Source organism: Niallia sp. Marseille-Q9988, assembly GCF_976954375.1.
On the sequence record NZ_CDRJSZ010000007.1, the window covers coordinates 26,935 to 53,162 of the forward strand.

Consider the following 26,228-nt stretch of genomic DNA (forward strand, 5'->3'; position numbering starts at 1 on the left):
TTTGAGAAAATATATTCATCCTTTTATCAAAGCTTGGAACAAAATAGGATAAAAAAAGAATAAATGAATAAAATAATTTTTGTTGCCTTTTTAAACAACTATAAGTGACAGAAGGGAAAGATTTTACAGCTGCCTATTCTATAGTTCTAACAATTAACATGTACTCATAAGTTGAAAGAGTAGAAACAGTAGGGACTGTTAGTTAAAAGAAAGAATTGCTAATACATTTTAATAGGAGCAAACAGATACAATGCATGTTTAGTAAAAAAATTGATTTTATTGTATATCTGTATATGAAGAGTAGGAATCTATGTAAATGTCAATTGCAATAGGTGAATTTTAAATGGACCTCTTCATGCAAATTTTCCATACAAGACTGTCTTTTGATACGAAAGGAAAAGGAGGATACTAATGGGAGACTATATTAGGCGAATACTTATAGCCGCTATTATGCTATTATTTATAAGTTTACTGTTTTTAGGGGGCAAGCATTCACAAGCAAAAGCATTTTCCCTCGCTGACCGCACAAAAGCATGGACTTGGCCAAGTGAAGGAATAATAACAGATACCTTTAATACAAGAAATGGGACACATAAAGGAATAGATATTGCAGGAGATCTTGGAGACAAAGTGTATGTGGTAGATGAAGGGGTCGTAACAAAATCCTATTATTCTCAATCCTATGGCAATGTTATTTTTGTTAAACATGAAAATGACTTAGAAACGGTCTATGCTCATCTAAATAAACTGCATGTAAAGGAAAAACAATTGGTAAAAAAAGGGGAATTGATTGGTGAAATGGGGAATACAGGATATTCCTCTGGTGTACATTTACATTTTGAAATACATAATAAAGAGTGGACCATTACAAAAGAAAATGCAATAAATCCAATTTTAGTATTAGGAAATGTACAAGTAGGTCAGACTGTAAAAATAGCTGTGCAAGAAGAGGTAGAGGATGTAGTAACAGAACCCATTCACTCTCCTAAAAAAAATTTGCTTCTAGAGGAAGAAAAAAAGTTGGAAGAAGAGTATATAAAGAGAAGCATGCAGAAAATGGAGCTGGAATTGGAGAAAGAAGATGACTCAGAATATACAACGATACCATATAAGAAGGCAAGTATATATCTAAAAAGCAGTGAGTATCTTATAGAAGATAAAAATGAGGAATTTACTTAGAATGTATAGGAATAGGTAAAGTGAGTTAGTTTCTTTCATGAGAGGAATCAACCGAATCCTTTTATTAAAAAAGGCTAACGGCAAAAAGCGTTCACAAGATACTATCCCGAAGTTAAAGAATAATAGTATTTTGTGAACTCTTTTTGAGTGAAAATAAGTCTTTTATATGTGAAATTGTGAACAATAAATGAAGTTCTAAGCAAACTTCTTCACAAATATTGTTTGTTTCATGTATAATAACAATTGTAAAACAACAAATTAATATTGGTCTATCTTCGGGGCAGGGTGAAATTCCCGACCGACGGTGATGAGTCTTGCACTCAAAGTCCGTGACCCTACTTCGGTAGGTTGATTTGGTGAAATTCCAAAACCGACAGTAAAGTCTGGATGGGAGAAGATGGAGGTTCTGCAATCGTTCAAAATAGCTTTTTAGAACGTTTATTAAGAATGCAACCTTTAAACTACTCCCTCAAGTATATCTTTAGCTTGAGGGTTTTTATTTGCAGTATTCTTAATAAATTGCTGAATCTTTCTTCTTAGGTAGATGGATCCTAAAAAGAAGGAGAGAAGAAAATGAAGAAAAAAATGAATGTAAGAAAGTATGTTTTGATTGGGATGATGAGTAGTTTAGCTTATGTGTTAATGATGCTTAAATTTCCAATTCCACCATTTCCAAGCTACTTAAAAGTTGACTTTAGTGATATTCCAGCTTTAGTTGCAGCACTTATTTTAGGACCTGTAGCAGGAATATTAGTTGAATTGATAAAAAATATATTGGATTATTTAATAACAGGAAGTGAAACAGGAATTCCAGTTGGTCATTTTGCTAATTTTATCGCTGGAATCTCATTTATACTGCCAACCTATTTTATTTATAATAAAATTAAGTCAAAAAAAGGGATGGCTATCGGTTTAACATTAAGTATTTTAATCATGACTGCTTTATTAAGTCTATTTAATTACTTTATCATGCTACCTTTCTATAATGCGTTAATGAAAATTCCGAATGATACTACTATATTAAGACAAACAATTATTTCCGCAATTATTCCATTCAATTTATTAAAAGGGATAATTATTTCAATAATATTTACGTTAGTATTTTCAAAAATGGGTGTATGGATTAATAAACAAATTCCATCACGAAATGTTTAATCTTAAGGGACAGGGAAAAAAGCATGTCAGCTAGCGATAAACACGAATGGTTATGCGGTAATATACGTATAACCATTCGTGTTTTAAGTTTTATCAAGAAGGTTTCAAAACAGTCTGTTGCTATTACTCGCAGTTTGAATACACTGCGCTTTCCGTGAGGCTGCACGAAAAGTATAGTTTCTCCCAATTAAATATGGGGTGATTTATTTGAAAAAGAATGAAATACCCAAATTTAAAAGTCGGCCACCAACAATTATGGTTAAATTGCAGTTTTTCAGTGCCCTCTTTTCGCCTAGTAGGTCACCTTTTTTTCGCTAATCCTATAGGGAGTATCATCTATTACACTTTATACGGCTTAATAAATAAAAAGCAGAAAGGATACATAATTCCTTTCTGCTTTGTTTATGATAAAGAAAACTATTCGAATTTTAGTGGATCTCCATCAAAAGATTCATCCGCAACTTTGATAGAATCAGTCGGACAACCTTCAAAAGCATCTAACATATCATCAAGTAATACCTCAGGGACTTCAACTGTTCCTTCATTATCATCTAACATAACGAATGCAATACCTTCGTCATCGTAATCATAAATATCAGGCGCCGCAGCTCCGCAAGCTCCACATGCAATACATGTGTCTTTATCAACAATTGTATATTTTGCCATGAGTAAAAAAACCTCCAGTGTTATTCATACGGAGTATATACATGACTAGCATACTCCTTACTATTATCTTATTGTAAGACTGAATCTTTAACTTTTCAATAAAAAAGAGACAGAAAAAGTAGAAAGTCAGAATAACTTTTCTTAAAATAGTCAAAAATTCAAGCAGTTTTTAGAAAGATTAATGCTCGCTTCACTAAAAATATTATATGTTGGGAGATCAAAGTTCACTTAATAATTGAATTCATGTTAAAATAAAAGAAATATTACAAACAAATTTCAACAAAATTTGTCGAATATAGAGGAAGATGAATGTATGTCCTTTTTGAAAATAATTATTCTTAACTGTTTATATAAAATGAATGGAGAAAGGACCATATACTCCATCCTTCATATATTAAATGGCAAAAAATCATCCCAAACAATCCAAGATATTCATATCTTTCAGTTAACCTCCTTATATCAGTCCTTTCCTATGTTAGCAAGAGAGCAATTAGAGGAAGTTATTCAAACATTATATAAGGAAAAATGGCTTGTACAGTCTTTAGATAATCATTATTTTATTAATGATACTAGAAAGGGAGAGTTGGAGAATTTGTTAAAGGATAATCCACTTCCAAATTATTTAAATGGTTGGAAATTTCATGCCATTACAGAGCCTTTTTGGCAGAGATTGTCTTTATTTATACAAGTTGCTTCCCATTTGTCTGGAAACAGTATTCGATATATACCAGTACAAAGAAATCCTGTGACCCAATTATGGCTGAAAGAGACTCTCCATTCAATAGCTATAGATAGAAGTAACATTAATAAGTACCTTTATAAAGATTTAGTAAAATGTCTTGAGGAGATTGAAATAAATCCAGCAATCCTGATTAACAGATTAACAGGTTTAAAAAAAATAGGTCTTACGTCAGATCAAGCTGCATTAGAAATGAAAATGGATCCCTCCTTATATCAGTTATCTTTTCTTGCTATTCTTCATTTTATGATAGAAAGAATCCTTTCTAATAAGGAGGACTATTCCTTATTATGTTATATGATTGAAGATAATAAAAAAAATTATACGTTAACGGCTTCAACAGCAAAAACATATGATCTTATTCAAAAAGGCCATAATATAGAGGAAATTGTTCATTTAAGAAATTTAAAACAAAGTACAATTGAAGACCATATTATTGAAGTATTATTAAATGTTCCTGCATTTCCAGTTCATAGTCTGGTGAGCGAGGAAAAAATGACGAGAATTAAAGATAGCATCGAGCAATCATCGTCTAAATCATTAAAGGTAATAAAGCAACAATTACCAGATGTCTCTTATTTTGAGATACGTGTGGTGATGGCAAGGTATGGTGATTCATGATGAAATTAGAAGACAAACTAAAAGAGTACTTTCAATTAACCCAATTTCGTGGAGGACAGAAAGAAACGATTGCGTCGGTTCTTAATCATAGAGATACGCTGGCGATGCTGCCAACTGGAACAGGAAAGTCGTTATGTTATCAGTTTGCCGGAATGCTTCTCGAAGGTACCGTCATCATAATATCTCCACTTTTATCTTTAATGCAGGATCAAGTAGAACAAATGAAGATGAAAGGGGAAAAAAGAGTAGTTGCTTTAAATTCCTTTCTAACACCAGGAGAAAAGCAACGGGTACTTAAACGAATTAACCAATACAAGTATATTTTTATTTCCCCAGAAATGATTTCTATGACTCATATCCTTGAAATTTTTCAACGAATGAAGATTTGCTTATTTGTAATTGATGAAGCACATTGTATTTCACAATGGGGATATGATTTTCGACCAGATTATCAAAAATTAGGAAAAATTCGACAAAAATTGAATAATCCTTTGACATTAGCTTTGACAGCGACAGCTACAGAAGAAATTCGCAAGGATATTAAGAGGTCGTTAAATCTAGAAAATGTTGAGGAGATTATTTATTCTGTTGATCGACCTAATATTGCTATTAATATTGAAGAATTAGCACATACCCAAGAAAAAATGGAGAAGCTTCTTGCAAATATTCAAGCGCTTGATGGGCAGGGAATCGTCTATTTCTCTAGTAAAAAGTTGGCTGAACAGACTGTTGCTTTCTTAAAAGAAAGAGCTTCGAAACGAATAATGGCCTATCATGGAGGAATGTCACAGGAAGACCGAATCCTCGTGCAACAACAATTTCAAGCTGGTCAGCTAGACGTTATTTGTGCTACAAGTGCATTTGGAATGGGGATTAATAAGGAAGACATCCGCTTTATTATCCACTTTCATATGCCTACACAATTAGAATCTTATCTTCAGGAAATTGGAAGAGCAGGAAGGGATGGGAACCAGAGTGTGTCGATGGTTCTTTATACACCAGGCGATGAATGGATTGCTTATCAGTTAATTGAATCGGAGTTGCCAGATGAGCTTCAGATTAATAAATGGAAAGCACTTTTAAGGAAATACCGAACATTTGATGATTGGATGAAAAATGAAAGTTATCAGTTACAAATGCTTTTTTCTGAAATACAGTGGCGAGTTTTGGAATCATATATTGAGCCAAAAAATAAATCAATGGAAGAATTGTGGCATTCTCTAGAATTATATTGTAAGTTCCGTGAAGAAAGAGTGAAAGTAAAAAAACAGAAAATACAAGAACTGATAGCTTGGTTACATTCTGAAACATGTAGAAGAAAGTATATTATGGAATATTTCGGAGAAAAGTACAAAAGCAAAAGAAAAGAAAAATGCTGTGACAGATGTGGATTGGAGTTATCTGATTTCTTTCAAAGTAAGAACAATAGACAGGATATGCCACAAGTTGATTGGAAAGAGCAGTTAGCTTTTATTTTAAATATAAAAAAGTAGGGTATGAAAATGAATAAAGCAAAATATATGGAGTTAATTAACCAATTGACAGATCGTGATCTATTGAAAAATGTATATATGACCCAAGTTATCCTATTAATTATAGCTTTCTTTCTACATATGATTATATTTAGATGGAATCCTCCAATTACCGAGTTATTTAAGTATGAATGGACAGATTTTATAATTGGAATCATTGCGGCACTTGTGGTTGTAATATTGGATATTTGGTTGATGAATCGGTTTACTACTCATTATCATGATGATAGTGGTGTGAACAAACGAATTTTTCAAGATAGACATCCTTTTCATATTGCGTTCATAGCATTAGTAGTAGCATTTAGTGAAGAATTACTTTTTCGTGGTGTCATCCAGTCTAATTTAGGGCTAGTTCTAAGTTGTCTTCTTTTTGCTATTATGCATTATCGGTATTTATTCAATCCTTTTTTATTTGCTAATGTTGTATTAGTAAGTATTGTTATTGGAGTCTTATATGAAGTGACAGAAAATCTTTGGGTTACAGTGATTATGCATTTTCTTATTGATTTCCTGCTCGGCTGTATTATTCGGTTTAATTTGTTTCAAAAGGAAATTTGCGTATCAAAGTGAATGTTCGGTGGAGGAAAAGCTCACTTATTGGGGAACTGTTAGGATGGGATGTAAATGAAAAAAGAAGATCCATATAGGGTTCAAGCTGAATTACAGAAACAACGTTTAGTAAAGGTGACAAAGGAAGAGGAAAAATCCGAGGAACGAGCGGAAGAATCGTCATTGCCTTCAAGAAGCGCTGTTCATAAAAATAAAAAGAAAAAATTTAAAGTTCCAATAATTAGTTTATTAGCATTTATATTTGTGCTCTTGCCAGTTGTCTTATTATTAATAAATAGTTTATTAAATGGAAAAGATTTTTCTAATCTTTTATCAACAGAAAATACTTCTAGTTTATTTGAAAATGTAAATATACAAAAAGAAAATCCATCCAATAATAAATCAAATCAGGACAAAACGGAAGAAGGAGAACAAGAAGAATTAGTGATAGATAGTAATACAACCGAAACAGAAGAAGAGGAAGATGTACCTACAGATAATTCAAAAGAAAAAACGGTAGAAGAAGAGGATAAAGCAACAAAGGAAACGACTGAATCGGAACAAACAAGTGAGAATCCGCCAAAAAATGAAGAAACGGAAGAGGTCATGGAGCAAGCAAATGCAAATGAGAAGATAGTATATCATACTGTCGAAAAAGGAGAAAATTTATATCGAATCGCTTTAAAATATTTCCCTAATGGGGATGGAATCGAAAAAATAAAATCCGCTAATAATATGACAAATGACCAAGTTCAGTTAGGACAAACGTTAAAAATTGTACTTGAACAATAATTAATTAATTCTAACTTGTCCACTAACTACATATATATTTATAAAGCGATTGATAAGTTATGTTGCTTACACATGAGGTCTATGTGAAGAACAGATACTTTAAAATTGTGCTATTTAAAGGAGGGAGCGACTTTGGAAAGTCCAATCTTCCCTGAAGACTATGTGTTAGATGGAACAACTAAAAAAGTTATCCTAAAAATAATCGAGAAAAAGAAAAAATTTGATCTGTTAAAAAGACGTCACATACTCATTATGTGGTGTACTATCTTTACGACCTTTTGTTATTTTCTTTGGCTTTATAAGCAAATTGCTATACCCTATTCCCATTCATTTGCTGTTATGTTTTCCGTGTATGTGGAAGAAAGCATTAATCTTTATATTCTTCTGTTTATAATCGGAGTATTTGGATATATGAATGTATTGAGACAAAAGAGGGATAAAGCAGAAAAAGAGTTCCATGACTTGCGTTGCGAGTTTATTGATAAAAGTAAAGATTTATTTGGGAATAGTGAAACGTGGAACAGACGACATGAAATGTATAATAAATTAAAAGATTTCTACGACATAAATTTATTTCATCAAGCAAAGTAAAAAGGTGTAAGATATGAAGAGGGCTATAAAGAACAAAAGATACCTACGAGGGAGGTATCTTTTTGAATATAAACAGAAAATAACCTTAAAAAATCTTTTTCTGCTGCCGATCATCTTTAATAATTTCTACTGCCTCTCTAAAACGCTGGGAATGTACGATTTCTCTTTGTCTAAGAAAACGGAGGCTATCATTTAAATCTGGGTCATCACTCATATTGATGATCCATTGGTATGTGGCCCTAGCCTTTTCCTCTGCAGCTATATCTTCATATAGATCAGCAATTGGATCTCCCTTTGCCTGTATATAGGTTGCTGTCCAAGGATTGCCTGCAGCATCATGGTAAAATAAGGCGTGGTCATGATTAACATAGTGATCACCAAGACCTGCAGCCTTCAGTTGATCTGGAGTAGCATCTTTCGTTAATTTATATATCATCGTAGCAATCATTTCTAAATGAGCAAATTCTTCTGTTCCTATGTCTGTTAATAATCCAATAACACGATCAGGGATGGAATATCTCTGATTTAAGTATCTTAATGCAGCTGCAAGTTCACCATCTGCACCTCCATATTGTTCAATTAAAAATTTTGCAAGCATTGGATTGCAGGTACTCACTTTAACGGGGTATTGTAACTTTTTCTCATATAACCACATAATATTCTTTTCTCCTTTATCGCAAAATTAAATATTTGAAGTATGTTTACACTTGCCAAGGCCAAGGGGGTGAATCCCAATCCCATGGTGAACCAGATGGGCTATTTCCAAATTGCAATAAAGGTCCATATTTGCTTTCATATAACTTTTTGAATTTTTCTCGTTCTTTTACATAATGGTTAAATTGATTAATAGCATCTTGATCGTGATGATGGGTATCTAAGTATAGGGTTAGTTCGACTAGTACAAAGTCGACGGCTTGGAGCTGTTCTAATAATTGATAATATTCAGGTGGAAGCTGCTTCATAATTTTTTCACTCCCTTATTTTTTTCTCATATGGACTGTAGTAAGGGTCGTAAAGAGCTTTCCATAGAGTGCCTGCTTTTAAAGCTTCCATTGGACTAAACTGAGGAAGGTGTGGTGGCTGAAAACCAAGAAATAAATTGGGCGGCGTTGAGTACACTTTTGTTTTTATCGGTGGACAGGGATCAAACTGACTGATAAAAGGATGATATTCTCTGTAAAATGAAGGCATAATAATTTCCCTCCTTTATAATTGGTATACTTTACATCTTATGTCTAGAAATTAATTTACATGCTTTCTTTTATAGAAGCTCAACTTTTCCTTCTTGCTTTTTTTACAAGTGAAATCTAAAAAATAGGAATATTTTGTTTCCATTTAGCTAATCGAAATAAAAGGAAATGGTATTCTTAAAATTAGTAAAACAAGCTGAAATTGTATTAAAATAAAGGAATCAGCATAAAGGGTAATACGGGGAGGTTTTTATGGTATTTTTATTGGGCGGCTTTATTTTGCTTGTAATTTTTTGTATTGCATTCCTTATCTATATGAAAAATATCGCGAATGAGAATAATGTGAAATATGAGCTATTCTACTTTCCTAACTTTCCTTCATCGATCCATGAAATAACGCTATTTTTTATTTCGGATATACACCGAAGAACCATTGACGATACTATAATCAATGAGGTGATTGATGTAGCAGAGCTGGTAATAATAGGTGGAGACCTTTTAGAAAAGGGGGTAAACTTGGAGCAAACAAGGGAAAATTTACGCAAGCTGAAACAAATTGGACCCGTTTATTTTGTCTGGGGAAATAATGATTATGAAATAGATCGGGATGCATTAGAGAGTTTGTTGAATGAAGAAGACATCGTTTTGTTGGATAATAAAGCAGTATCTTTTATGTCATCAAATGGAGAAGGCTGGTCTTTAATTGGAATAGAAGATTATTCGTTAGAGTATGATGATTTAGAAACGGCACTTCAACAGGTAGAGAACAATAGCTTTAAAATATTAATTAGTCATAATCCAAAAATAATCGAAGAATTAGATGAAGAAAATCAAATTTCTTTAGTATTAAGTGGTCACACTCATGGTGGCCAAATTCGGATATTTGGTTTTGGACCATATGAATTAGGTGGAACAAAGCTAATCGGAAAGACTACTTTGTTTGTTAGTAATGGATACGGCACAACAAGTATTCCTTTAAGATTAGGGGCAAAGCCAGAAACACATATTATTAGAATTCAACACAAACAGAATGAGGAAGAAATATAATTTTTTAAGCCAACAGTTTGAATAGTTGGCTTTTTCATTTTAAATAATCTCACTTAATAATATTACTCACCGATTACTCCTTCTTTTCATAAACTGCATTAAGAGTTTTTTCAAGGAGCAGGAGGCGTAGTCATGCGTTTGGAGAGATTAAATAGTAATAGAATTAAAATCCATCTGACCACCGATGATCTGTATGAACGTGGATTGACCAAGGAAGATATATGGAAAGACTCGATAAAGTGGCAGTATTTTTTTCATGAAATGCTTGAAGAAGCAAATGATTTATTTGATATGGAGATACATGGATCAGTAGCTGTTGAAATATTTTCAATGAAAGCTCAAGGTATGGTAATGATTTTAACCATAACAGAAAATGAATTGGATACAGAAGAAATCTTATCAGAAGGTTTTTTAGAGATGCAAGTAACTGTAGAAGAAACAGTGGATATATTATATGAATTCATAGATATAGAGGATGTTATTGACGCAGGGAAACAATTAGTGCAAAATAATTTTACTGGCGGTTCATTATATAATCTAAATGAAATATATTATTTATGCTTTACAGATATTTCTTCGTACAAAGAAGAACAAATGATTGCTATTCTAAGTGAGTATGGGGAAAGTAGTTTAAAGAGTATATACATTATTGAAGAATATGGAAATACGATAATAAGCGATAATGCTATTGAGACGCTAGTACAGTATTTCTAATTTGTTAGAAATACTAAAGCAGCCTGTATACGTAGAATCATACGAGGATGGGCGGTTAGACAGGTGACACTCGTTTGAAGATATGTGTATTCAGGCTGTGGCTAATAGCAACCAACATATACGAAAATTCCTTTACATATAAATGAGATAGAATGATTTTCCTTTTTATTCTTATGTTTTTTAGAATAAAGTTGCTTTAAAAGCAAATAAAATCATCTATCTTTTTTTGTGATTTTAGAAAATATTCTACATAAAAATTTACAAGTTGATGATTGGTAAAACCTGTTGAAAGTGTTAAAATGAAATGGGGATATCCTTCCCATCATTTTTGTTTGGCCTCAAGTAATTTTATCGAGTAAAGAAATTAGTTTATAGACAAATGAATTAATGATAATTAAATGAGGGTGGGGTAGGACAAAGAATCGTTTAATTGAATATACTGATAGTAGTAGAATATGAAATAAAAAACAGTTATCCACAGTAAAAAATGGATTTATTGATGGAGAATATGCCTGAAGCTGGCAAAATCAGATAGCTTATGTGTTAGTTGATTCTGTATCAAGTTTTCTGACGAATTTTCTTGCATCTTGCAGGTAAAAGAGTATACTATGCTTTGAATTAGCAAATAAACAAGAAATAATAAAATCATTTATGTTTTCGATTCTATAAAAGAAGCTAAATAATTATTCTTATAAAGAAGAACTACAGTTTATAAACTGGTAGTTTTTTAGGAGGATTTATTAATGGTAGCCAACAAATCTAACGAGAAGAATCATGTAGAAGAGCAACACGATGTTTTGAAATCAACACAAACAATAATTCATAAAGCTTTAAACAAGCTTGGTTACTCAGATGAAGTGTATGAATTATTAAAAGAGCCGATTCGAATGATGACAGTTAAAATTCCTGTGAGAATGGATGATGGAACTGTAAAAATCTTCACAGGCTACCGCGCTCAGCATAATGACGCAGTTGGACCTACAAAGGGTGGTATTCGTTTTCATCCGAATGTTACAGAAACAGAAGTGAAAGCACTCTCCATTTGGATGAGTTTAAAATGTGGAATTGTGGACCTTCCTTACGGTGGTGGGAAAGGTGGAATTGTCTGTGATCCTCGTGATATGTCATTTAGGGAATTGGAACGATTAAGCAGAGGTTATGTACGTGCAATTAGTCAAATTGTTGGTCCGACGAAAGATATTCCTGCTCCAGATGTTTTTACTAATTCACAGATTATGGCATGGATGATGGACGAGTATAGCCGAATTGATGAATTTAATTCACCTGGATTTATTACAGGGAAACCACTTGTATTAGGTGGATCACAAGGACGAGAGACTGCTACTGCTAAAGGTGTTACCATTTGTATTCGGGAGGCCGCAAAAAGAAGAGGCATATCTATTGAAGGTGCACGAGTTGTTGTACAAGGATTTGGAAATGCGGGCAGCTTTTTGGCTAAGTTTATGCATGATGCTGGTGCAAAAGTAATTGGTATTTCAGATGCATATGGAGCATTGCATGATCCAGAAGGTTTGGATATTGACTATTTATTAGATAGAAGAGATAGTTTTGGGACTGTTACTAATTTATTTAATAATACAATTTCAAATAAAGATTTACTGGAATTAGATTGTGATATTTTAGTTCCTGCAGCGATTGAAAACCAGATTACAGAACAAAATGCTCATAATATAAAAGCTAGTATTGTGGTGGAAGCGGCAAATGGACCTACAACATTGGAAGCTACCCGTATTTTAACGGAAAGAGGAATATTATTGGTTCCTGATGTATTAGCTTCAGCTGGAGGAGTTACTGTCTCTTATTTTGAATGGGTTCAAAATAATCAAGGGTACTACTGGACAGAAGAAGAAGTAGAAGAAAGATTAGAAAAAGTAATGAGCAAATCCTTTAAAAACATCTATGATACTGCCGAAATGCGTCGTGTAGATATGAGATTGGCAGCATATATGGTGGGGGTTAGAAAAATGGCGGAAGCATCTAGATTCCGCGGTTGGATATAAAATTGGCTAAATCTATTGCTCAATTTACAAAAATCTCCTATCCTTATAGGTAGGAGATTTTTTATTTTGGCACTTTTTAGGGTAAATTTCTTCCACATAGCGATTCCATATTCATTAATAGAAAAGGATTTCTTAAGGAAGTTTACCCTTATGGTAAAATGTTAGGAGTGAACGATTTGAAAAGAGAAGAGGCTATTATCATTGGTGCTGGTCCATGCGGTCTGGCAGCAGCAATCGCTTTAAAGAAAATAAATATAAATCCACTAATTATTGAAAAAGGAAATATTGTAAATGCCATCCATGGTTATCCTACTCATCAGACATTTTTCAGTACAAGTGAGAAGCTGGAAATAGGTGAAGTAGCTTTTATAACAGAACAATATAAGCCTAATAGAAATCAGGCGTTAGTATATTATCGAGAAGTAGCAAAAAGAAAAGAGCTTCGCATTAATGCATTCGAAGAAGTTCTGGAAGTTAATAAAACAGAAGAGCAATCATTTATTGTAAAAACGGAAAAAGCAACATATATTGCTCCCTATATTATCGTTGCAACTGGATATTATGATCATCCAAATTATATGAATGTTCCAGGAGAAGAGTTAGAAAAGGTAATGCATTATTTTAAAGAGGCACACCCTTATTTCAATCATGATGTAACGGTCATAGGCGGGAAAAACTCAAGCGTAGATGCAGCAATTGAATTGGTGAAAGCTGGCGCAAGAGTAACAGTTTTATACAGAGGCAGTGAATATTCTTCCAGTATCAAGCCATGGATTTTGCCCGAATTTGAATCGTTAGTGAGAAAAGGGATTATCAAAATGGAATTTGAAGCAAATGTCGTAGAAATTAAAGAAACGACACTTCTTTATGAAGTGAATGACCAAATTCATGAAATAAAAAATGATTTTGTGTTTGCGATGACTGGATATCATCCTGATCATGAATTTTTAAAAAAAATGGGTGTAGAAATCGAGAAAGAAACAGGGAGACCTATATTTGACCCAGAAACGATGGAAACGAATAGGAATGGAATATTTATTGCTGGGGTAATTGCGGCAGGAAATGATGCAAATGAAATCTTTATCGAAAATGGAAGATTTCACGGTGAGCAAATTGCCAAAGCGATCCTAGAAAAAAATAGATAGGTCCGAATACTCCTTAAACAGAGGAAAAGGGGAATTGACATGTTGGCGATTTTTTCAGCCGGAATAGCGCCTGGATTAGCATTATTAAGCTATTTTTATTTAAAAGATCAATATGGTTCAGAACCAATATCACTCGTCTTGCGGTCTTTTATTTCAGGCGCACTACTTGTTTTTCCAATCATGTTTATACAATATGTGTTACAAACAGAGAATGTTATTCCAGAAGGTATTTGGAGTGCACTGTTTACCACCAGCCTATTAGAAGAATTTTTTAAATGGTTTATTCTTTTTTATACAGCAGTTAAGCATGCTGATTTTGATGAACCTTATGATGGAATCGTGTATGGAGTTGCCGTTTCATTAGGATTTGCGACCATGGAAAATATTCTTTATCTAGTGGCAAACGGACTAGAATATGCTATTGGAAGAGCATTGCTCCCTGTTTCCAGTCATGCACTATTTGGAGTCATTATGGGCTATTATTTTGGTAAAGGAAAATTCATTGTGCCAAGAGGGAAATGGTTGGTATATTCTTTACTTGTTCCTTTCATCCTTCATGGTGTTTATGATTATATATTATCCTGGGAGAAAATTTGGCTGATTTTTATTACCCCATTTATGCTCTATTTATGGTGGCTAGGACTTCGAAAGGTAAAGAGTGCTCGAGAGTTAAGTAATGAACCTATACAAAAAATGACAGGAACATGAATGTATAAAGGAATAGAGGGGAAAATTTACCATTATGCGAAAAATGGTTTCATAAACCTCTATGGAATAGGGATGAGTGGCAATATAAAAAGGCAACAAAGTAGAGTGAATAACTTCACTCTACTTTTTTTGTATAAAAAACCATTTGCTACAAAAAATACTGTTAATGTTAATAGTATTTAGTTATGGGGGTAATAAGCATGAATAAAAAGTTTTTACTCACAAAAATATCGGTCATCCTTTTTGTTTTGTTAGAACTACTAGCATTCCCTTTTCATGATCAAAAAGTGCATGCATTTTCTGAACAAGTTATACAGCATGGTGCTGTAGGGGATGATGTTATTGAATTACAGGCTAGACTGCAATACGTAGGCTATTATAATGGAAAGATTGATGGTGTTTTTGGTTGGCAAACATATTGGGCATTAAGAAACTTTCAGTATGAATTCGGATTGCCAATTGATGGTTTAGCTGGCACTAAGACGAAAGATAAGCTACTTCGTGCAACCAAATATAATGAACAGTTTGTAAAAGAACAAATTAACCGTGGAAAAAAGTTCTCCCATTATGGTGGAGTTGATTTAGAAAAGCAAAAGACTCCGTCTGCTAAGAAAGAGACAACGCAAAAGCAAACAAAAAAACCTAATACTAAAACGGAGAAAAAGCCAAGTAATAATACAGCTAAGAAGCAAAGTGATACACAGAAGAAAGCAAGTAATGGTGGCCAAGCAACCCCGAAAAATAATACTTCTGGAAACCAGAATGGTACGGGGACAAGTGCTGGTGAGGGAGGTACTGCAACAGAGAATAATAACACTCCAGCACCACAAAATACAGCTAATACAAATGGTGGCGAAAATACTACAGGGAAAGAACCAACTGCAGCAAACGTACCAAGTGGATTTTCACAAAATGATATTCAATTAATGGCTAATGCAGTATATGGTGAAGCAAGAGGTGAGCCATATGTCGGCCAAGTAGCTGTTGCAGCAGTAATTCTAAACAGAGTTAATAGTGCTACATTTCCTAATACCGTTTCTGGTGTCATTTTTGAACCACGTGCGTTTACAGCGGTTGCTGACGGACAAATATGGCTAACTCCTAATGAAAGAGCAAAAGAAGCAGTATTAGATGCGATAAATGGATGGGATCCAACGGGTCATGCTTTGTATTATTTTAATCCGGATACAGCAACTAGTGCATGGATTTGGGGTCGACCACAAATTAAACAAATAGGTAAGCACATATTTTGTAAATAGTGGGGTGAGATGAATGTTAAGAGGAATATTAATAGGAGTATTAACACTTGGGATAGCAGGAGTAGCCTACTGGGGCTATCAAGAACACAAAGAGAAAAATGCAGTATTATTAAATGCAGAGAATAACTATCAAAGGGCTTTCCATGATTTAACGTATCAAGTAGATTTACTTCATGACCAAATTGGTACAACATTAGCAATGAATTCACAAGAATCTCTTTCTCCTGCATTGGCAGAAGTATGGAGAATTACATCTGAAGCACATTCAGATGTGGGACAGTTGCCATTAACATTGCTACCATTTAATAAAACAGAAGAATTCCTAGCAAACATTGGTGACTTTAGTTACCGTACTGCTGTAAGAGATTTAAATTCAGAACCATTATCTGATGATGAATATAAGAAATTAGATGAATTGTATAAAGAAGCAGCAGATATCCAAGATGAATTACGAAATGTTCAGCATCTAGTTCTGGAAAATAATCTCCGCTGGATGGATGTTGAAATGGCATTAGCCACAGATAAGCAGTTAGATAATACCATTATTGATGGTTTGAAAACCGTAGAAAATAAAGTGGAAGGTTATCAGGAAACAAGTTTTGGAGTAACAAATGTTAATATGGAAAAAAAGGACGAAAACTTCAAACATTTAAAAGGAAAGAAGATTTCTGAAAAAGAAGCAGAAAATATTGCAAAAGAATTTGCTGAATTTAAAAATCCTGTAGATGTGAAAGTCACTGAAAGTGGAGAAGGTTCAAATTATGGATTCTATAGTGTAACATTAAAGGAAAAAGGTACAGATATAGAAGCCAATATGGATATAACAAAACAAGGTGGATATCCAATATGGTCGATTGTTTCTCGAGATGTAAAAAAAGATAAAATTAGCCTTAATGAAGCGAATAATAATGCTGTGAAATTTTTAAAGGATCATAACTTTAAAAACTTAGCTTTATTTGAAAGTATGCAGTATGAAAACATTGGTGTGTTTAATTTTGTAACAGAAGTCGATGGAGTAAAAATATATCCAGATAGCATAAAAATGAAAGTTGCATTAGATAATGGAAATATCATTGGCTTTGCAGCAGAGGATTATTTAATGGCAAATACAGAAAGAGAAATAAAAGATCCGGTGATATCTAAACAAGATGCATTAAAGAAAATCAACAAACAGGTTAATATTATGGATGATGGATTAGCAATAATCCTTAATGATCTTAATGAAGAAGTGTTATGTTATGAATTTATTGGAACATTAGGAGAAGATACTTATCGGATTTATATTAACGCCGATAATGGAACAGAAGAAAAAGTTGAAAAATTAAAGAATGCTGAACCAGTTTATGAAGAAGTAGTATAATAAAAATAAAAAAGCTGTCAACAGGCTCTAAAAAGGAGAAGGTTGACAGTTTTTTTCTCTTATTCTTAAACTCCAGTAAGACGCTCCATAAGGTGGTATTGCCAAATATAATTTAATCATGCAATAATGATACATGAAAGTAGGTATATAGTTCGGTGTATAGAGTATATTTATGAGTCCTAAGAACTATTTACGGATAGAAGTGCTACAATTAAATAAAAATAAAGTACATAATAAAGGTAGATATAATCCAAAAAAAGGAAAGTGTGAGATAAGTGATTTCAATTGGAGATACATTAATTATTGAACCGATTCATGGAGAAAAAAAAGTTGATCAATATAAAAGCCGTGTTTTAGGAATGGAGGAAAAATCCCTTTATATTGAATATCCCATTCATCTTGAAACAAATAAGCTGATTTTTCTAATGAATGGTGCTCAATTAAGAGTGAATTTTGTTACAAATGAAGGAATCGCTTATTTATTTCATTCAGAAGTAATCGGAAGAAAAAAAGATAATAATGTACCGGTGTTAATTCTTTCATTACCTAGCATAGATCAAATGATTAAAATTCAGCGAAGACAATTCGTACGGATTGAAACAAGTATTGATATGGCTATTCATCCAATGGAAGTAGAGAACTCCTTTCAGCCATTCACAACGGTATCTTTAGATTTTAGTGCAGGGGGAGCTGCGGTTATTGTTCCTAAAAAAATATACTTAGAGGAAAATAGTAAGATAAAAGTTTCATTAGTCTTACCCTTACAGAACGGAGAGTATAATTATTTGCATCTAGATGCGGAGATTAAAAAAATCATTGATTACAATGAAAATAGCAATAAAATGTCTATTGAATTTTTAGATATTGAGCCAGTGGATCGTCAGTCGATGTTAAGATTTAGTTTTGACCGCCAATTATCCTTAAAAAAGAAAGGGCTTGAAATCTGAATAAAGGAATACTAAAACTCCGATACTAACTTTATAGGATGAATTCGTATTGATGATCGCTAGGAAGTTTTACTTTCTTCTCTACGATTGTAGTAGTGGCTAGTAAAAGGAGTGCTTCGAATGAAAACGGTAGAAAGAATTATAATAAAGATAATCCTGCTTCAAATCGTCTTTTTTTTAGTTGGTCAAATATTTCATATGTGGGATATTATCCCGGAAATAAGAACCATTACCCAATATGAAGGAGTTATGGATTCCAATTTTATATCCTTTCTTGAGACTTTTGGAAGAAAATAAAACATGAATGAAGAAATTTGTCTTTTTTTCTTATAATTGTTATATACAAAAATGCTACATAAATAAGCCGATATTAGTGATAAAAAATGAAAAGAAATATGTTAAAATAAAAGATAGTTAAGCCAAATTAAGGCTAGCTCTCCTAATGATGAGATGCTGCTTTTAAGAAGGATTGTATATTCTTTAGAAGCCAACAACGGTTATGGAGAATTTTAATAAGATAATTGGTATATTTGAGCCAGTAGTTCAGGAGGATTTATGGAAAAGAAAATTAGCATTGCAATTGATGGCCCCGCAGCTGCAGGGAAAAGTACGGTTGCAAAGATTGTCGCAGAACAATTAGGATATATTTATATCGATACAGGTGCGATGTATAGAGCATTAACCTATAAGGCAATAAATCATAAATTGAATTTAGAAGAAGAAGAGAATTTAATAAATATGTTAAATGAGACTGTGATTGAATTATTCCCAGGTGAGCAAGGACAATTAATTTTCTTAGATAGCAAAGACGTAACAAAGGAAATTCGTTCAAGTGAAGTAACGAACTCTGTTTCTATCGTTTCGAAGCATAAGCTTGTAAGGGAAGAAATGGTAAGAAGGCAGCAAATGTTTGCAGTAAATGGTGGAGTGGTAATGGATGGTAGAGATATCGGCACCCATGTGATTCCTACTGCTGAGGTGAAAGTATTCCTTTTAGCGTCTGTTGATGAAAGAGCTTTTAGAAGACATAAAGAGAACATAGAAAAAGGATATGAATCTGACTTAGAACAATTAAAACAGGAAATTGCTGCAAGGGATAAATTAGATTCAGAACGTGAAGTTGCCCCCCTTAAGAAGGCGGATGATGCGATTGAAATCGACACAACTTCTTTATCTATTTATAATGTAGTAGATAAAATCATGGAATTAACAAGAGAAAAAATAAGCAATTAATTTTAACAGATAGAAGATCCACTTAATCTTAAAAACTAGTCTAGTGTTTCTTGCTTGACAAAAAAACAAGTTTGTAAGAAGTTTAAAGAGAAGAATTCTTAAAATTCGTATGCATGATAAATTTATTTAAGCTGCAGGATGTTTTTAAACAAATATTTATGCAGGTAGAGTCGAAGGAGGAGTACATATGTCTGAGGAATTAAATGATGTAGTTGTAAATAATTATTCTGTTGGAGACGTAGTAAATGGTCAGATTACGAAGGTAGAAGAAAAACAGGTAATTGTTGCAATCAGTGATAGTAAACTTGATGGGATACTTCCAATAAGTGAATTATCAAGCTTGCACATTGAAAAAGCAAGTGATGTTGTGTCAGAAGGAGACAAGCTTGAATTAGAAGTTATTAAAGTGGAAGAGGATGCCCTTGTTTTATCAAAAAGAAAAGTCGATGCCAAAAAGGCGTGGGATCAACTTGAAGAGAAGTTTAATTCAGGTGAAGTTTTCGAAGCAGAAGTAAAAGACGTTGTTAAAGGCGGACTTGTTGTTGATCTTGGTGTAAGAGGCTTTGTACCTGCATCCTTAGTAGAAGCTCATTATGTAGAAGACTTTTCTGATTACAAAGGTAAGACAATTTCTTTTAAAATTGTCGAACTAGAAAAAGATAAAAGCCGCCTTATTCTATCCCATCGCGCTGTAGTAGAGGAAGAGAAAAGTAAGCAAAAGCAAAATCTTCTTGACTCGATTGAAGCTGGCCAAACACTAACAGGTACTGTACAAAGAATTACTGATTTTGGTGCGTTTGTTGACTTGGGAGGCATTGATGGATTAGTTCATATTTCTCAATTGTCCCATGAACATATTTCTAGCCCAACAGATGTAGTTCAAGAAGGTCAGGAAGTAAATGTGAAGGTACTAAGTGTAGATCGTAATAATGACCGTATCTCTTTATCTATTAAAGAAACACAGCCAGGACCATGGGCGAACATTGCAGATCGTGCTGAAAAAGGTAGTGTACTAGATGGAACAGTTAAGCGTATTGTTTCATATGGCGCGTTTGTTGAAGTGTTCCCAGGGGTAGAAGGACTTGTGCATATTTCACAAATCGCCCATAAACATATTGGAACACCACATGAAGTGCTAAAAGAAGGTCAAGAAGTTCAAGTGAAAGTTTTAGATGTTAACGAAGAAGACCAACGCCTTTCACTAAGTATTAAAGAACTTACAGAGAAAGAAGTGGATGAGGAAGAAGTGTATGAGCTTCCTGAAGAATCAAAAGGTTTCCAATTAGGTGATATGATTGGAGAACAATTGAAAAAGTTGAAAAACTAATTTCTTTGTTTCGTTAAATAGAAAGAAGATATAATAGGGTGGCCATTTTTTTAGGTCACCCTTTTTGCAATGCCTACTTATTATCGTTTAATAATCTGCCTTCTTCAGGACTTTGTAATCGAGTTGAACCATTATAATGAAGTGCTTGGTCACGGTCAGACTCTACTCGGTTACTTTGTTTTAATTTTTTTTCCTGTCTATCCTTAGCCATAGAATTTACCTCCCAAAATAATTAATTGATTCCATTCATGACATGGTCCGTTCACTTCCTTAATGGAAGTTTCTTTTTAGTATTCTACAGAATAGTCGAAACTACATGATGAAAAAAATTCCTTTTGCATAGCAACATATTTCCTTTGTTTACTTGTATCTTTTTCGTTTAAATTACATCCTGCCGAGACATAATGGGAATTAGGAGAGTGAGTATAATGGAGGGATCAATCTTTTTATTTTGTGCATGGTTTATCTGGATTGTTACGACGTTTTTTTTACAAAAAGATAATCCGAAGCGAACTAAATATTCCATTTATGTATTAATAGCAATTGTTTTAAGCCCCTTTAAATGGGAGTGGCATGAAATAAGTAGTTCTGTTTTACTTTTGAGTATATTAATTATCTCGTTTTATTCTACTGGTCGTTTACGATGGAAAACGACTATTTATATTATCATAGCGTCCTTTTTTACGATGTTAGCTTATGCCACATATGAACTGATGGCAATCATTGATCCTATCTGGGTATTTATTCCAGGACCTTGGCTTAAAGTAAGTATATTGTTTGTCCTAGTTATCCTTTTACATAAAAATATAGTCTGTCAAATACTTATTTTGCTAATTGGAAGTAGCACTGGAGAAATATTATTGAGTAGCATTTTAAGAAATTATCAGATGGAATATTATATTGGTTCTTTGAGCTTTTTTGACTATTTAATGCCTGGTGTAGTTGGATTCTTATCCCTATTTTATATAAGAATGACACTAGTAAAATGGGAACAGCATGTATTTATGCTTGAAAAGGAGAGACAAAAAAATATATGAGTAACTTTACTTATCCAATTTTACTTGGAGTAATTGTTGGGACAATATTAAGAATGTATATGCTAAGAACAGATTATCGCCAATATCCTACTTATTTGCATGGGAAAATTATTCATATCGCGCTAGGCTTCATAGCAGCAGGGCTGGGTTCCGTGGCCATTCCTGCAATCTTAAACAAAGATTATACAGCAGTAACTTTCTTAACTGTTGCAGCTTCTCAATTTCGAGAGGTTAGAAATATGGAACGAAATACGCTTACGGAGTTGGATAGTTTCGAAATGGTTCCAAGAGGAAAAACGTATATTGAAGGAATTGCTATTGCTTTTGAAAGCAGGAACTATTTGGTAATGTTTGCAGGTCTTTTAAGCACCTTTGGCTATATTATTTATAATATATGGACAGGTATTCTTGCAGCAATCATCTCTGTAATCATAGCGAAAAAATTGATGTCTGGTGGTCAATTAAAGGATATTGTAGATATTTCATATGCAAAGCCAATGTTTGATGATTCGGGTCTATATGTAGATACCATTTATATTATGAATATTGGTTTGCCAGAGCGGCAGAAGGAAGTCTTAAAGTATGGAATGGGCTTTATCTTGACTCCTAAAAATTTTAATGCCAGAACTACCATTGCAAATTTAGGACAGAGGCAGGCAATTCTATATGATGTGACTACTGCTCTTGGTGTCTATCGAGACTCTGGAACACCCGCATTAGTACCATTAGCTAAACGGGATTTAGAGGATGGAAGGGTGGCTGTATTCGTGCTACCTCAAATACAAAATGAAAAAAAGGCGATTAGTATTATTGGAGCCGTGCCAACGTTAGAAAATGCCATTCGGATGCCCAGTAAACGCTTAGAAAGAGAGGGAGAGATAGAATGAATTTAGAAAAATACATTTTAGCCTCCATTACAACTAATCCAAGCAAAGTCGCACCAGGAAACGGTGTGTATTATTGTGAAAATACGACTGAGATGGAGAATGTTGCCACTAATCTAGAAGCTATATTAGATGGGATTGCTCATAAAATTGGGGAGGAAGTTTATATTATAGTAAAGCATTAAATGCAAATTAGATAAAGTTTTCCAATGAAGAAGGAAGTTTTCAATAGGATTTAGTTTATAAAAGATTAGGGTGTAAGGGAGCGTATATATTTTATAAAAACCAATATATACGAATTAGCGCATACATTGTGAAAAAGTTATAAAAATGATGATTATTGTAAAGAAATGTAGTTTTCTGTTGCTTGGATAACATCTCTTTGATAAACTGTTTTAGTTAGGGGTCTACTTCTCTATTTTAGGGTTAGCCCCTATTTTTACTATTTTTTGTTAAAGGGTATTACTTGAGCAATCGATTATTGGTTTCATTATGTTTAGAATCTTAGGAATAAGTTTTTCATTTTGTTTTTAATCTTGCTTATAAGAGTGTGATTTCAGCCTAAAAAACAACAAATTCGAATGATAAAGAATTCTAATATCCACGAAACTAAAAAGCGGAAGTACTATATTTTCATGTACTTATGTTATAAAGGTAATAAATAATTTAAGAATGTTCTTTAACACTGTGATTACTTAGTTACTATTTTTTTAAGGAATCATGTGGCATGGATAGAATGATTATGTGTGAAGGGAATGATAGCGATGGCTAAACCAGTTATTGCGATAGTTGGAAGACCGAATGTAGGAAAATCGACTATCTTTAATCGGATAGTGGGAGAACGTATTTCAATTGTGGAAGATATACCAGGAGTAACGAGAGATCGTATTTATAGCTCTGCAGAATGGTTAAACCATGATTTTAATCTTATTGATACAGGTGGAATCGATATTGGGGATGAACCATTTTTAGATCAAATACGTATGCAAGCGGAGATAGCAATAGAAGAGGCAGATGTTATTATCTTTATAACAAATGGTCGTGAAGGGGTTACTTCTGCCGATGAAGAAGTTGCAAAAATATTGTATAAAGCTAAAAAGCCAGTTGTTCTTGCCGTTAATAAAGTAGATAATCCGGATATGAGAGAACAAATCTATGATTTTTATGCATTAGGATTTGGCGAACCATTTCCAATTTCAGGATCTCATGGTTTAGGTCTCGGTGATTTATTGGATGAAGCTGCAAAGCATTTTCCTAAGCATGATACAAAGGATTACGGTGATGATATTATTAAATTTTCTCTTATTGGGAGACCAAATGTAGGGAAATCATCCTTAGTTAATGCAATGTTAGGAGAAGATCGAGTAATCGTTAGTAATGTAGCTGGTACTACTCGAGATGCAATTGATTCTGAGGTAACGGTTAACGGAGAAAAGTTTGTTATTATCGATACAGCAGGAATGAGAAAAAAAGGAAAAGTATACGAATCTACAGAGAAATATAGTGTATTACGAGCATTGCGAGCAATTGAAAGATCGGATGTTGTTTTAGTTGTTATTGATGGAGAAGAAGGAATTATTGAACAGGATAAAAAAATTGCTGGATATGCACATGAAGCTGGAAGAGCAGTGATTATTGTCGTGAATAAATGGGATGCAGTAGAAAAAGATGAGAAAACAATGAAAACATTTGAACAAAATATTAGGGAACATTTCTTATTCCTTGATTATGCTCCAATTGTTTTCCTTTCAGCAAAAACGAAGAAACGGATTCATACATTAATACCGATGATTAAAGTTGCTAGCGAAAATCATACTCGTAGAGTGGAAACAAGTGTGTTGAACGATGTTATAATGGATGCTGTAGCGATGAATCCTACTCCAACCGATAAAGGTAAACGATTGAAAATATACTACACTACCCAGGTTGCGGTTGGACCACCAACTTTTGTCGTTTTTGTCAATGATCCAGAATTACTTCACTTTTCTTATGAGCGATTTTTAGAAAATCGTATTAGAGATGCATTTGGTTTTGAGGGAACACCGATTAAAATCTTTGCAAGAGAAAGAAAATAATAGAGGTGTAAAGAAGATGAAAATTCAAAAAACTGTAGCGATGATTGGTGCTGGCAGTTGGGGAACAGCACTTTCATTAGTACTTGGCGATAATGGTCATACTGTTCGTATTTGGGGTAAAGATGAGAAAAATATTGCAGAGATCAATAATTTGCATCAAAATAATAAATATTTACCAGGTATAACCTTACCTAAAGAAGTAGTCGGAACTACATCTTTAGAAGAAAGTGTTCGCAATGTTGATTTTATTATTTTAGCTATACCAACAAAAGCGATGCGAGAGGTTATTCCGCAATTGCTTCCATATATAAACGAACCAAAAACAATCATTCATGTTAGTAAAGGAATTGAGCCTGAAACGTTAATGCGTATTTCTGAAATTATCGAGGAAGAGATACCAGAAAGTAAACGAAAAAGCATTGTTGTATTATCAGGTCCTAGTCATGCAGAGGAAGTGAGTCTTCGACATCCGACGACCGTTACAGTATCATCCAAGAATATGACCGAAGCAGAACTTGTTCAAGATTTATTTATTAATCATAATTTCAGGGTTTATACAAATCCAGATCTTATAGGTGTTGAAATTGGCGGAGCATTAAAAAATATCATTGCAGTTTGTGCAGGTATTGCAGATGGTTTAGGATTTGGTGATAATGCCAAGGCAGCTTTAATAACAAGAGGACTTGCTGAAATGGCTAGGCTGGGAACAAGAATGGGAGCAAATCCCCTTACGTTTGCAGGTTTGACTGGGATTGGAGATTTAATTGTTACATGTACAAGTGTCCATTCTAGAAACTGGAGAGCTGGTAACATGCTTGGAAAAGGCCAAGTGTTAGATGAAGTTCTTGCTCAAATGGGTATGGTTGTGGAAGGAATTCGGACTACAAAAGCTGCACATCAGCTGTCAGAAAAATATGGTGTTACGATGCCTATTACGAATGCTTTATTCCAGATTTTATTTAATGATCAAGATGCAAAAGCTGCCGTAGAGAGCTTAATGGCAAGAGGAAAAACGAATGAAATGGAAGATTTAATAAACATCCTTGCCTCTCAGTACATAGAATAAGAAAAAGATGTGTATTTTTCATCCTTTCTTATAAAAGGATGAAAAAGGAATCTTTTTAAGCAAATATAGGCGTTTTAATGGTTCGAAAATGGATGTAATAACATAAAATGTTTTGAAGCAACCTAGTGGAATGAACAGGGTATGGGTCAAATAGTTGATGGATAATCAAAGTGAAAAGTTTCCCCTACTTTTTACTTTGATTTTTTTATTTTTCCCATTTTTAAACTTCAGGAAGAAGCAACAGAAAGCTTAGGATAATTTGAGGAAGAAAGTGGAAGATAAAACTATCCGTGAAGGTTAAATTGCCTCAACTACCCATTAGGTGTCAGGAAAGAAAGCATCCACAAATGGAAGTTCGCTTAAATCATAGTGATGATTTAGTTTAAATGCT

At 33.5% G+C, this 26,228-nt stretch carries 28 protein-coding genes and 1 riboswitch; of the genes, 23 read left to right on the plus strand and 5 right to left on the minus strand.

The annotated features are described in order from the left end of the window. Positions 1–411: 411 nt before the first annotated feature. Positions 412–1,179 (plus strand): M23 family metallopeptidase, encoded by a 768-nt coding sequence (locus ACWNMZ_RS13710; RefSeq protein WP_251628013.1) that lies wholly within the window; start codon positions 412–414, stop codon positions 1,177–1,179. Positions 1,180–1,446: 267 nt separating this feature from the next. Next, a riboswitch (FMN riboswitch) is annotated at positions 1,447–1,582 on the plus strand. Positions 1,583–1,752: 170 nt separating this feature from the next. After that, positions 1,753–2,334, plus strand: coding sequence for an ECF transporter S component (locus ACWNMZ_RS13715; RefSeq protein ID WP_031537367.1), 582 nt, complete (start codon positions 1,753–1,755; stop codon positions 2,332–2,334). A 417-nt stretch (positions 2,335–2,751) separates the two neighbouring features. On the opposite strand, the gene ACWNMZ_RS13720 is transcribed toward ACWNMZ_RS13715, so the two are convergent. Beyond that, a complete protein-coding gene (locus ACWNMZ_RS13720) occupies positions 2,752–3,000 on the minus strand; it encodes a ferredoxin (RefSeq protein ID WP_031537368.1) in 249 nt (82 codons plus the stop codon). A 355-nt stretch (positions 3,001–3,355) separates the two neighbouring features. Between ACWNMZ_RS13720 and ACWNMZ_RS13725 the strand changes: the two genes are divergently transcribed. The 5 genes from ACWNMZ_RS13725 (at position 3,356) to ACWNMZ_RS13745 (ending at position 7,824) form a co-directional block, all read left to right on the plus strand. Then, on the plus strand, positions 3,356–4,360 hold the full coding sequence (locus tag ACWNMZ_RS13725; protein ID WP_251628011.1) for a helix-turn-helix domain-containing protein: 1,005 nt from the start codon (positions 3,356–3,358) through the stop codon (positions 4,358–4,360). Continuing rightward, positions 4,357–5,853: a RecQ family ATP-dependent DNA helicase gene (locus ACWNMZ_RS13730; RefSeq protein WP_231512550.1), complete on the plus strand. Its 1,497-nt coding sequence runs from the start codon at positions 4,357–4,359 to the stop codon at positions 5,851–5,853. The genes ACWNMZ_RS13725 and ACWNMZ_RS13730 overlap by 4 nt, the downstream gene beginning before the upstream one ends. A gap of 9 nt (positions 5,854–5,862) precedes the next feature. Then, complete coding sequence (locus tag ACWNMZ_RS13735) at positions 5,863–6,462, plus strand: CPBP family intramembrane glutamic endopeptidase (protein ID WP_251628009.1); 600 nt, start codon at positions 5,863–5,865, stop codon at positions 6,460–6,462. A gap of 54 nt (positions 6,463–6,516) precedes the next feature. Continuing rightward, on the plus strand, positions 6,517–7,233 hold the full coding sequence (locus tag ACWNMZ_RS13740) for a LysM peptidoglycan-binding domain-containing protein (protein ID WP_251628007.1): 717 nt from the start codon (positions 6,517–6,519) through the stop codon (positions 7,231–7,233). A gap of 132 nt (positions 7,234–7,365) precedes the next feature. Continuing rightward, the gene (locus tag ACWNMZ_RS13745) at positions 7,366–7,824 is read left to right on the plus strand and encodes a DUF2663 family protein (RefSeq protein ID WP_031537375.1); all 459 of its coding nucleotides are present in this window, start codon (positions 7,366–7,368) and stop codon (positions 7,822–7,824) included. An 85-nt stretch (positions 7,825–7,909) separates the two neighbouring features. Here the strand turns inward: ACWNMZ_RS13745 and ACWNMZ_RS13750 are convergent, their stop codons facing one another. From ACWNMZ_RS13750 to ACWNMZ_RS13760, 3 genes are read right to left on the minus strand one after another with little or no spacing between them, the layout of a single operon-like run. Beyond that, positions 7,910–8,479 (minus strand): manganese catalase family protein, encoded by a 570-nt coding sequence (locus tag ACWNMZ_RS13750; RefSeq protein ID WP_031537377.1) that lies wholly within the window; start codon positions 8,477–8,479, stop codon positions 7,910–7,912. A 46-nt stretch (positions 8,480–8,525) separates the two neighbouring features. Further along, entirely contained in the window at positions 8,526–8,786 is a 261-nt protein-coding gene (locus ACWNMZ_RS13755; protein WP_235249931.1) for a spore coat protein CotJB, read from the minus strand. A 7-nt stretch (positions 8,787–8,793) separates the two neighbouring features. After that, complete coding sequence (locus ACWNMZ_RS13760; RefSeq protein WP_031537380.1) at positions 8,794–9,015, minus strand: spore coat associated protein CotJA; 222 nt, start codon at positions 9,013–9,015, stop codon at positions 8,794–8,796. A gap of 251 nt (positions 9,016–9,266) precedes the next feature. Here ACWNMZ_RS13760 and ACWNMZ_RS13765 point away from each other — a divergent pair, with 251 nt between their 5' ends. The 11 genes from ACWNMZ_RS13765 to rpsA all read left to right on the plus strand — a co-directional run bounded on the left by ACWNMZ_RS13765 (position 9,267) and on the right by rpsA (position 20,775). Next, positions 9,267–10,061, plus strand: coding sequence for a metallophosphoesterase (locus tag ACWNMZ_RS13765; protein ID WP_235249944.1), 795 nt, complete (start codon positions 9,267–9,269; stop codon positions 10,059–10,061). Positions 10,062–10,193: 132 nt separating this feature from the next. Beyond that, entirely contained in the window at positions 10,194–10,775 is a 582-nt protein-coding gene (locus ACWNMZ_RS13770; protein WP_031538283.1) for an adaptor protein MecA, read from the plus strand. 743 nt (positions 10,776–11,518) lie between these two features. After that, positions 11,519–12,796, plus strand: coding sequence for a Glu/Leu/Phe/Val family dehydrogenase (locus ACWNMZ_RS13775; RefSeq protein ID WP_235249946.1), 1,278 nt, complete (start codon positions 11,519–11,521; stop codon positions 12,794–12,796). A gap of 176 nt (positions 12,797–12,972) precedes the next feature. Then, a complete protein-coding gene (locus tag ACWNMZ_RS13780; protein WP_031538285.1) occupies positions 12,973–13,941 on the plus strand; it encodes a YpdA family putative bacillithiol disulfide reductase in 969 nt (322 codons plus the stop codon). A gap of 39 nt (positions 13,942–13,980) precedes the next feature. Further along, positions 13,981–14,649 (plus strand): glutamic-type intramembrane protease PrsW, encoded by a 669-nt coding sequence (gene prsW, locus ACWNMZ_RS13785; RefSeq protein WP_235249986.1) that lies wholly within the window; start codon positions 13,981–13,983, stop codon positions 14,647–14,649. Positions 14,650–14,849: 200 nt separating this feature from the next. Beyond that, positions 14,850–15,908: a spore cortex-lytic enzyme gene (sleB, locus tag ACWNMZ_RS13790; protein WP_251628005.1), complete on the plus strand. Its 1,059-nt coding sequence runs from the start codon at positions 14,850–14,852 to the stop codon at positions 15,906–15,908. 13 nt (positions 15,909–15,921) lie between these two features. Next, positions 15,922–17,268 (plus strand): germination protein YpeB, encoded by a 1,347-nt coding sequence (gene ypeB, locus ACWNMZ_RS13795; RefSeq protein WP_031538289.1) that lies wholly within the window; start codon positions 15,922–15,924, stop codon positions 17,266–17,268. A 275-nt stretch (positions 17,269–17,543) separates the two neighbouring features. Continuing rightward, complete coding sequence (locus ACWNMZ_RS13800; RefSeq protein ID WP_031538290.1) at positions 17,544–18,215, plus strand: flagellar brake protein; 672 nt, start codon at positions 17,544–17,546, stop codon at positions 18,213–18,215. Between the two features lie 120 nt (positions 18,216–18,335). Beyond that, positions 18,336–18,512: a DUF5359 family protein gene (locus tag ACWNMZ_RS13805; RefSeq protein ID WP_031538291.1), complete on the plus strand. Its 177-nt coding sequence runs from the start codon at positions 18,336–18,338 to the stop codon at positions 18,510–18,512. Positions 18,513–18,770: 258 nt separating this feature from the next. After that, positions 18,771–19,448, plus strand: a complete 678-nt coding sequence (cmk, locus tag ACWNMZ_RS13810; RefSeq protein ID WP_031538292.1) for a (d)CMP kinase — start codon at positions 18,771–18,773, stop codon at positions 19,446–19,448. Positions 19,449–19,635: 187 nt separating this feature from the next. Further along, on the plus strand, positions 19,636–20,775 hold the full coding sequence (rpsA, locus tag ACWNMZ_RS13815) for a 30S ribosomal protein S1 (protein ID WP_031538293.1): 1,140 nt from the start codon (positions 19,636–19,638) through the stop codon (positions 20,773–20,775). A gap of 73 nt (positions 20,776–20,848) precedes the next feature. Here rpsA and ACWNMZ_RS13820 read toward each other — a convergent pair whose 3' ends face one another. After that, positions 20,849–20,986 (minus strand): YpzI family protein, encoded by a 138-nt coding sequence (locus ACWNMZ_RS13820; RefSeq protein ID WP_065429089.1) that lies wholly within the window; start codon positions 20,984–20,986, stop codon positions 20,849–20,851. 217 nt (positions 20,987–21,203) lie between these two features. On the opposite strand from ACWNMZ_RS13820, the gene ACWNMZ_RS13825 reads away from it, so the two are divergent. The 5 genes from ACWNMZ_RS13825 to ACWNMZ_RS13845 all read left to right on the plus strand — a co-directional run bounded on the left by ACWNMZ_RS13825 (position 21,204) and on the right by ACWNMZ_RS13845 (position 25,837). Next, positions 21,204–21,812 carry a YphA family membrane protein gene (locus ACWNMZ_RS13825; RefSeq protein WP_031538294.1) on the plus strand — a complete coding sequence of 203 codons (609 nt, stop codon included), beginning with the start codon at positions 21,204–21,206 and terminating at the stop codon, positions 21,810–21,812. Continuing rightward, positions 21,809–22,699 (plus strand): YIEGIA family protein, encoded by an 891-nt coding sequence (locus tag ACWNMZ_RS13830; protein WP_031538295.1) that lies wholly within the window; start codon positions 21,809–21,811, stop codon positions 22,697–22,699. Before ACWNMZ_RS13825 ends, ACWNMZ_RS13830 begins: the two co-directional genes overlap by 4 nt. Then, positions 22,696–22,881: a capping complex subunit for YIEGIA gene (locus ACWNMZ_RS13835; RefSeq protein WP_031538296.1), complete on the plus strand. Its 186-nt coding sequence runs from the start codon at positions 22,696–22,698 to the stop codon at positions 22,879–22,881. The genes ACWNMZ_RS13830 and ACWNMZ_RS13835 overlap by 4 nt, the downstream gene beginning before the upstream one ends. Before the next feature lie 579 nt (positions 22,882–23,460). Next, a complete protein-coding gene (der, locus tag ACWNMZ_RS13840) occupies positions 23,461–24,771 on the plus strand; it encodes a ribosome biogenesis GTPase Der (protein WP_031538297.1) in 1,311 nt (436 codons plus the stop codon). Positions 24,772–24,787: 16 nt separating this feature from the next. Beyond that, positions 24,788–25,837, plus strand: coding sequence for an NAD(P)H-dependent glycerol-3-phosphate dehydrogenase (locus ACWNMZ_RS13845; RefSeq protein ID WP_031538298.1), 1,050 nt, complete (start codon positions 24,788–24,790; stop codon positions 25,835–25,837). Positions 25,838–26,228 lie beyond the last annotated feature (391 nt).

What these genes read in the sequence shown, in the direction of transcription:
- ypeB (WP_031538289.1), top strand. Translation starts at nt 15,922, where the DNA reads ATGTTAAGAGGAATATTAATAGGAGTATTAACACTTGGGATAGCAGGA.
- ACWNMZ_RS13730 (WP_231512550.1), top strand. Translation starts at nt 4,357, where the DNA reads ATGATGAAATTAGAAGACAAACTAAAAGAGTACTTTCAATTAACCCAA.
- ACWNMZ_RS13835 (WP_031538296.1), top strand. Translation starts at nt 22,696, where the DNA reads ATGAATTTAGAAAAATACATTTTAGCCTCCATTACAACTAATCCAAGC.
- ACWNMZ_RS13725 (WP_251628011.1), top strand. Translation starts at nt 3,356, where the DNA reads ATGAATGGAGAAAGGACCATATACTCCATCCTTCATATATTAAATGGC.
- ACWNMZ_RS13740 (WP_251628007.1), top strand. Translation starts at nt 6,517, where the DNA reads ATGAAAAAAGAAGATCCATATAGGGTTCAAGCTGAATTACAGAAACAA.
- ACWNMZ_RS13735 (WP_251628009.1), top strand. Translation starts at nt 5,863, where the DNA reads ATGAATAAAGCAAAATATATGGAGTTAATTAACCAATTGACAGATCGT.
- ACWNMZ_RS13755 (WP_235249931.1), bottom strand. Translation starts at nt 8,786, where the DNA reads ATGAAGCAGCTTCCACCTGAATATTATCAATTATTAGAACAGCTCCAA.
- ACWNMZ_RS13830 (WP_031538295.1), top strand. Translation starts at nt 21,809, where the DNA reads ATGAGTAACTTTACTTATCCAATTTTACTTGGAGTAATTGTTGGGACA.
- ACWNMZ_RS13760 (WP_031537380.1), bottom strand. Translation starts at nt 9,015, where the DNA reads ATGCCTTCATTTTACAGAGAATATCATCCTTTTATCAGTCAGTTTGAT.
- ACWNMZ_RS13825 (WP_031538294.1), top strand. Translation starts at nt 21,204, where the DNA reads ATGGAGGGATCAATCTTTTTATTTTGTGCATGGTTTATCTGGATTGTT.
- ACWNMZ_RS13805 (WP_031538291.1), top strand. Translation starts at nt 18,336, where the DNA reads ATGAAAACGGTAGAAAGAATTATAATAAAGATAATCCTGCTTCAAATC.
- ACWNMZ_RS13715 (WP_031537367.1), top strand. Translation starts at nt 1,753, where the DNA reads ATGAAGAAAAAAATGAATGTAAGAAAGTATGTTTTGATTGGGATGATG.
- ACWNMZ_RS13765 (WP_235249944.1), top strand. Translation starts at nt 9,267, where the DNA reads ATGGTATTTTTATTGGGCGGCTTTATTTTGCTTGTAATTTTTTGTATT.
- cmk (WP_031538292.1), top strand. Translation starts at nt 18,771, where the DNA reads ATGGAAAAGAAAATTAGCATTGCAATTGATGGCCCCGCAGCTGCAGGG.
- prsW (WP_235249986.1), top strand. Translation starts at nt 13,981, where the DNA reads ATGTTGGCGATTTTTTCAGCCGGAATAGCGCCTGGATTAGCATTATTA.
- ACWNMZ_RS13720 (WP_031537368.1), bottom strand. Translation starts at nt 3,000, where the DNA reads ATGGCAAAATATACAATTGTTGATAAAGACACATGTATTGCATGTGGA.
- rpsA (WP_031538293.1), top strand. Translation starts at nt 19,636, where the DNA reads ATGTCTGAGGAATTAAATGATGTAGTTGTAAATAATTATTCTGTTGGA.
- ACWNMZ_RS13820 (WP_065429089.1), bottom strand. Translation starts at nt 20,986, where the DNA reads ATGGCTAAGGATAGACAGGAAAAAAAATTAAAACAAAGTAACCGAGTA.
- ACWNMZ_RS13750 (WP_031537377.1), bottom strand. Translation starts at nt 8,479, where the DNA reads ATGTGGTTATATGAGAAAAAGTTACAATACCCCGTTAAAGTGAGTACC.
- ACWNMZ_RS13710 (WP_251628013.1), top strand. Translation starts at nt 412, where the DNA reads ATGGGAGACTATATTAGGCGAATACTTATAGCCGCTATTATGCTATTA.
- der (WP_031538297.1), top strand. Translation starts at nt 23,461, where the DNA reads ATGGCTAAACCAGTTATTGCGATAGTTGGAAGACCGAATGTAGGAAAA.
- ACWNMZ_RS13775 (WP_235249946.1), top strand. Translation starts at nt 11,519, where the DNA reads ATGGTAGCCAACAAATCTAACGAGAAGAATCATGTAGAAGAGCAACAC.
- sleB (WP_251628005.1), top strand. Translation starts at nt 14,850, where the DNA reads ATGAATAAAAAGTTTTTACTCACAAAAATATCGGTCATCCTTTTTGTT.
- ACWNMZ_RS13845 (WP_031538298.1), top strand. Translation starts at nt 24,788, where the DNA reads ATGAAAATTCAAAAAACTGTAGCGATGATTGGTGCTGGCAGTTGGGGA.
- ACWNMZ_RS13770 (WP_031538283.1), top strand. Translation starts at nt 10,194, where the DNA reads ATGCGTTTGGAGAGATTAAATAGTAATAGAATTAAAATCCATCTGACC.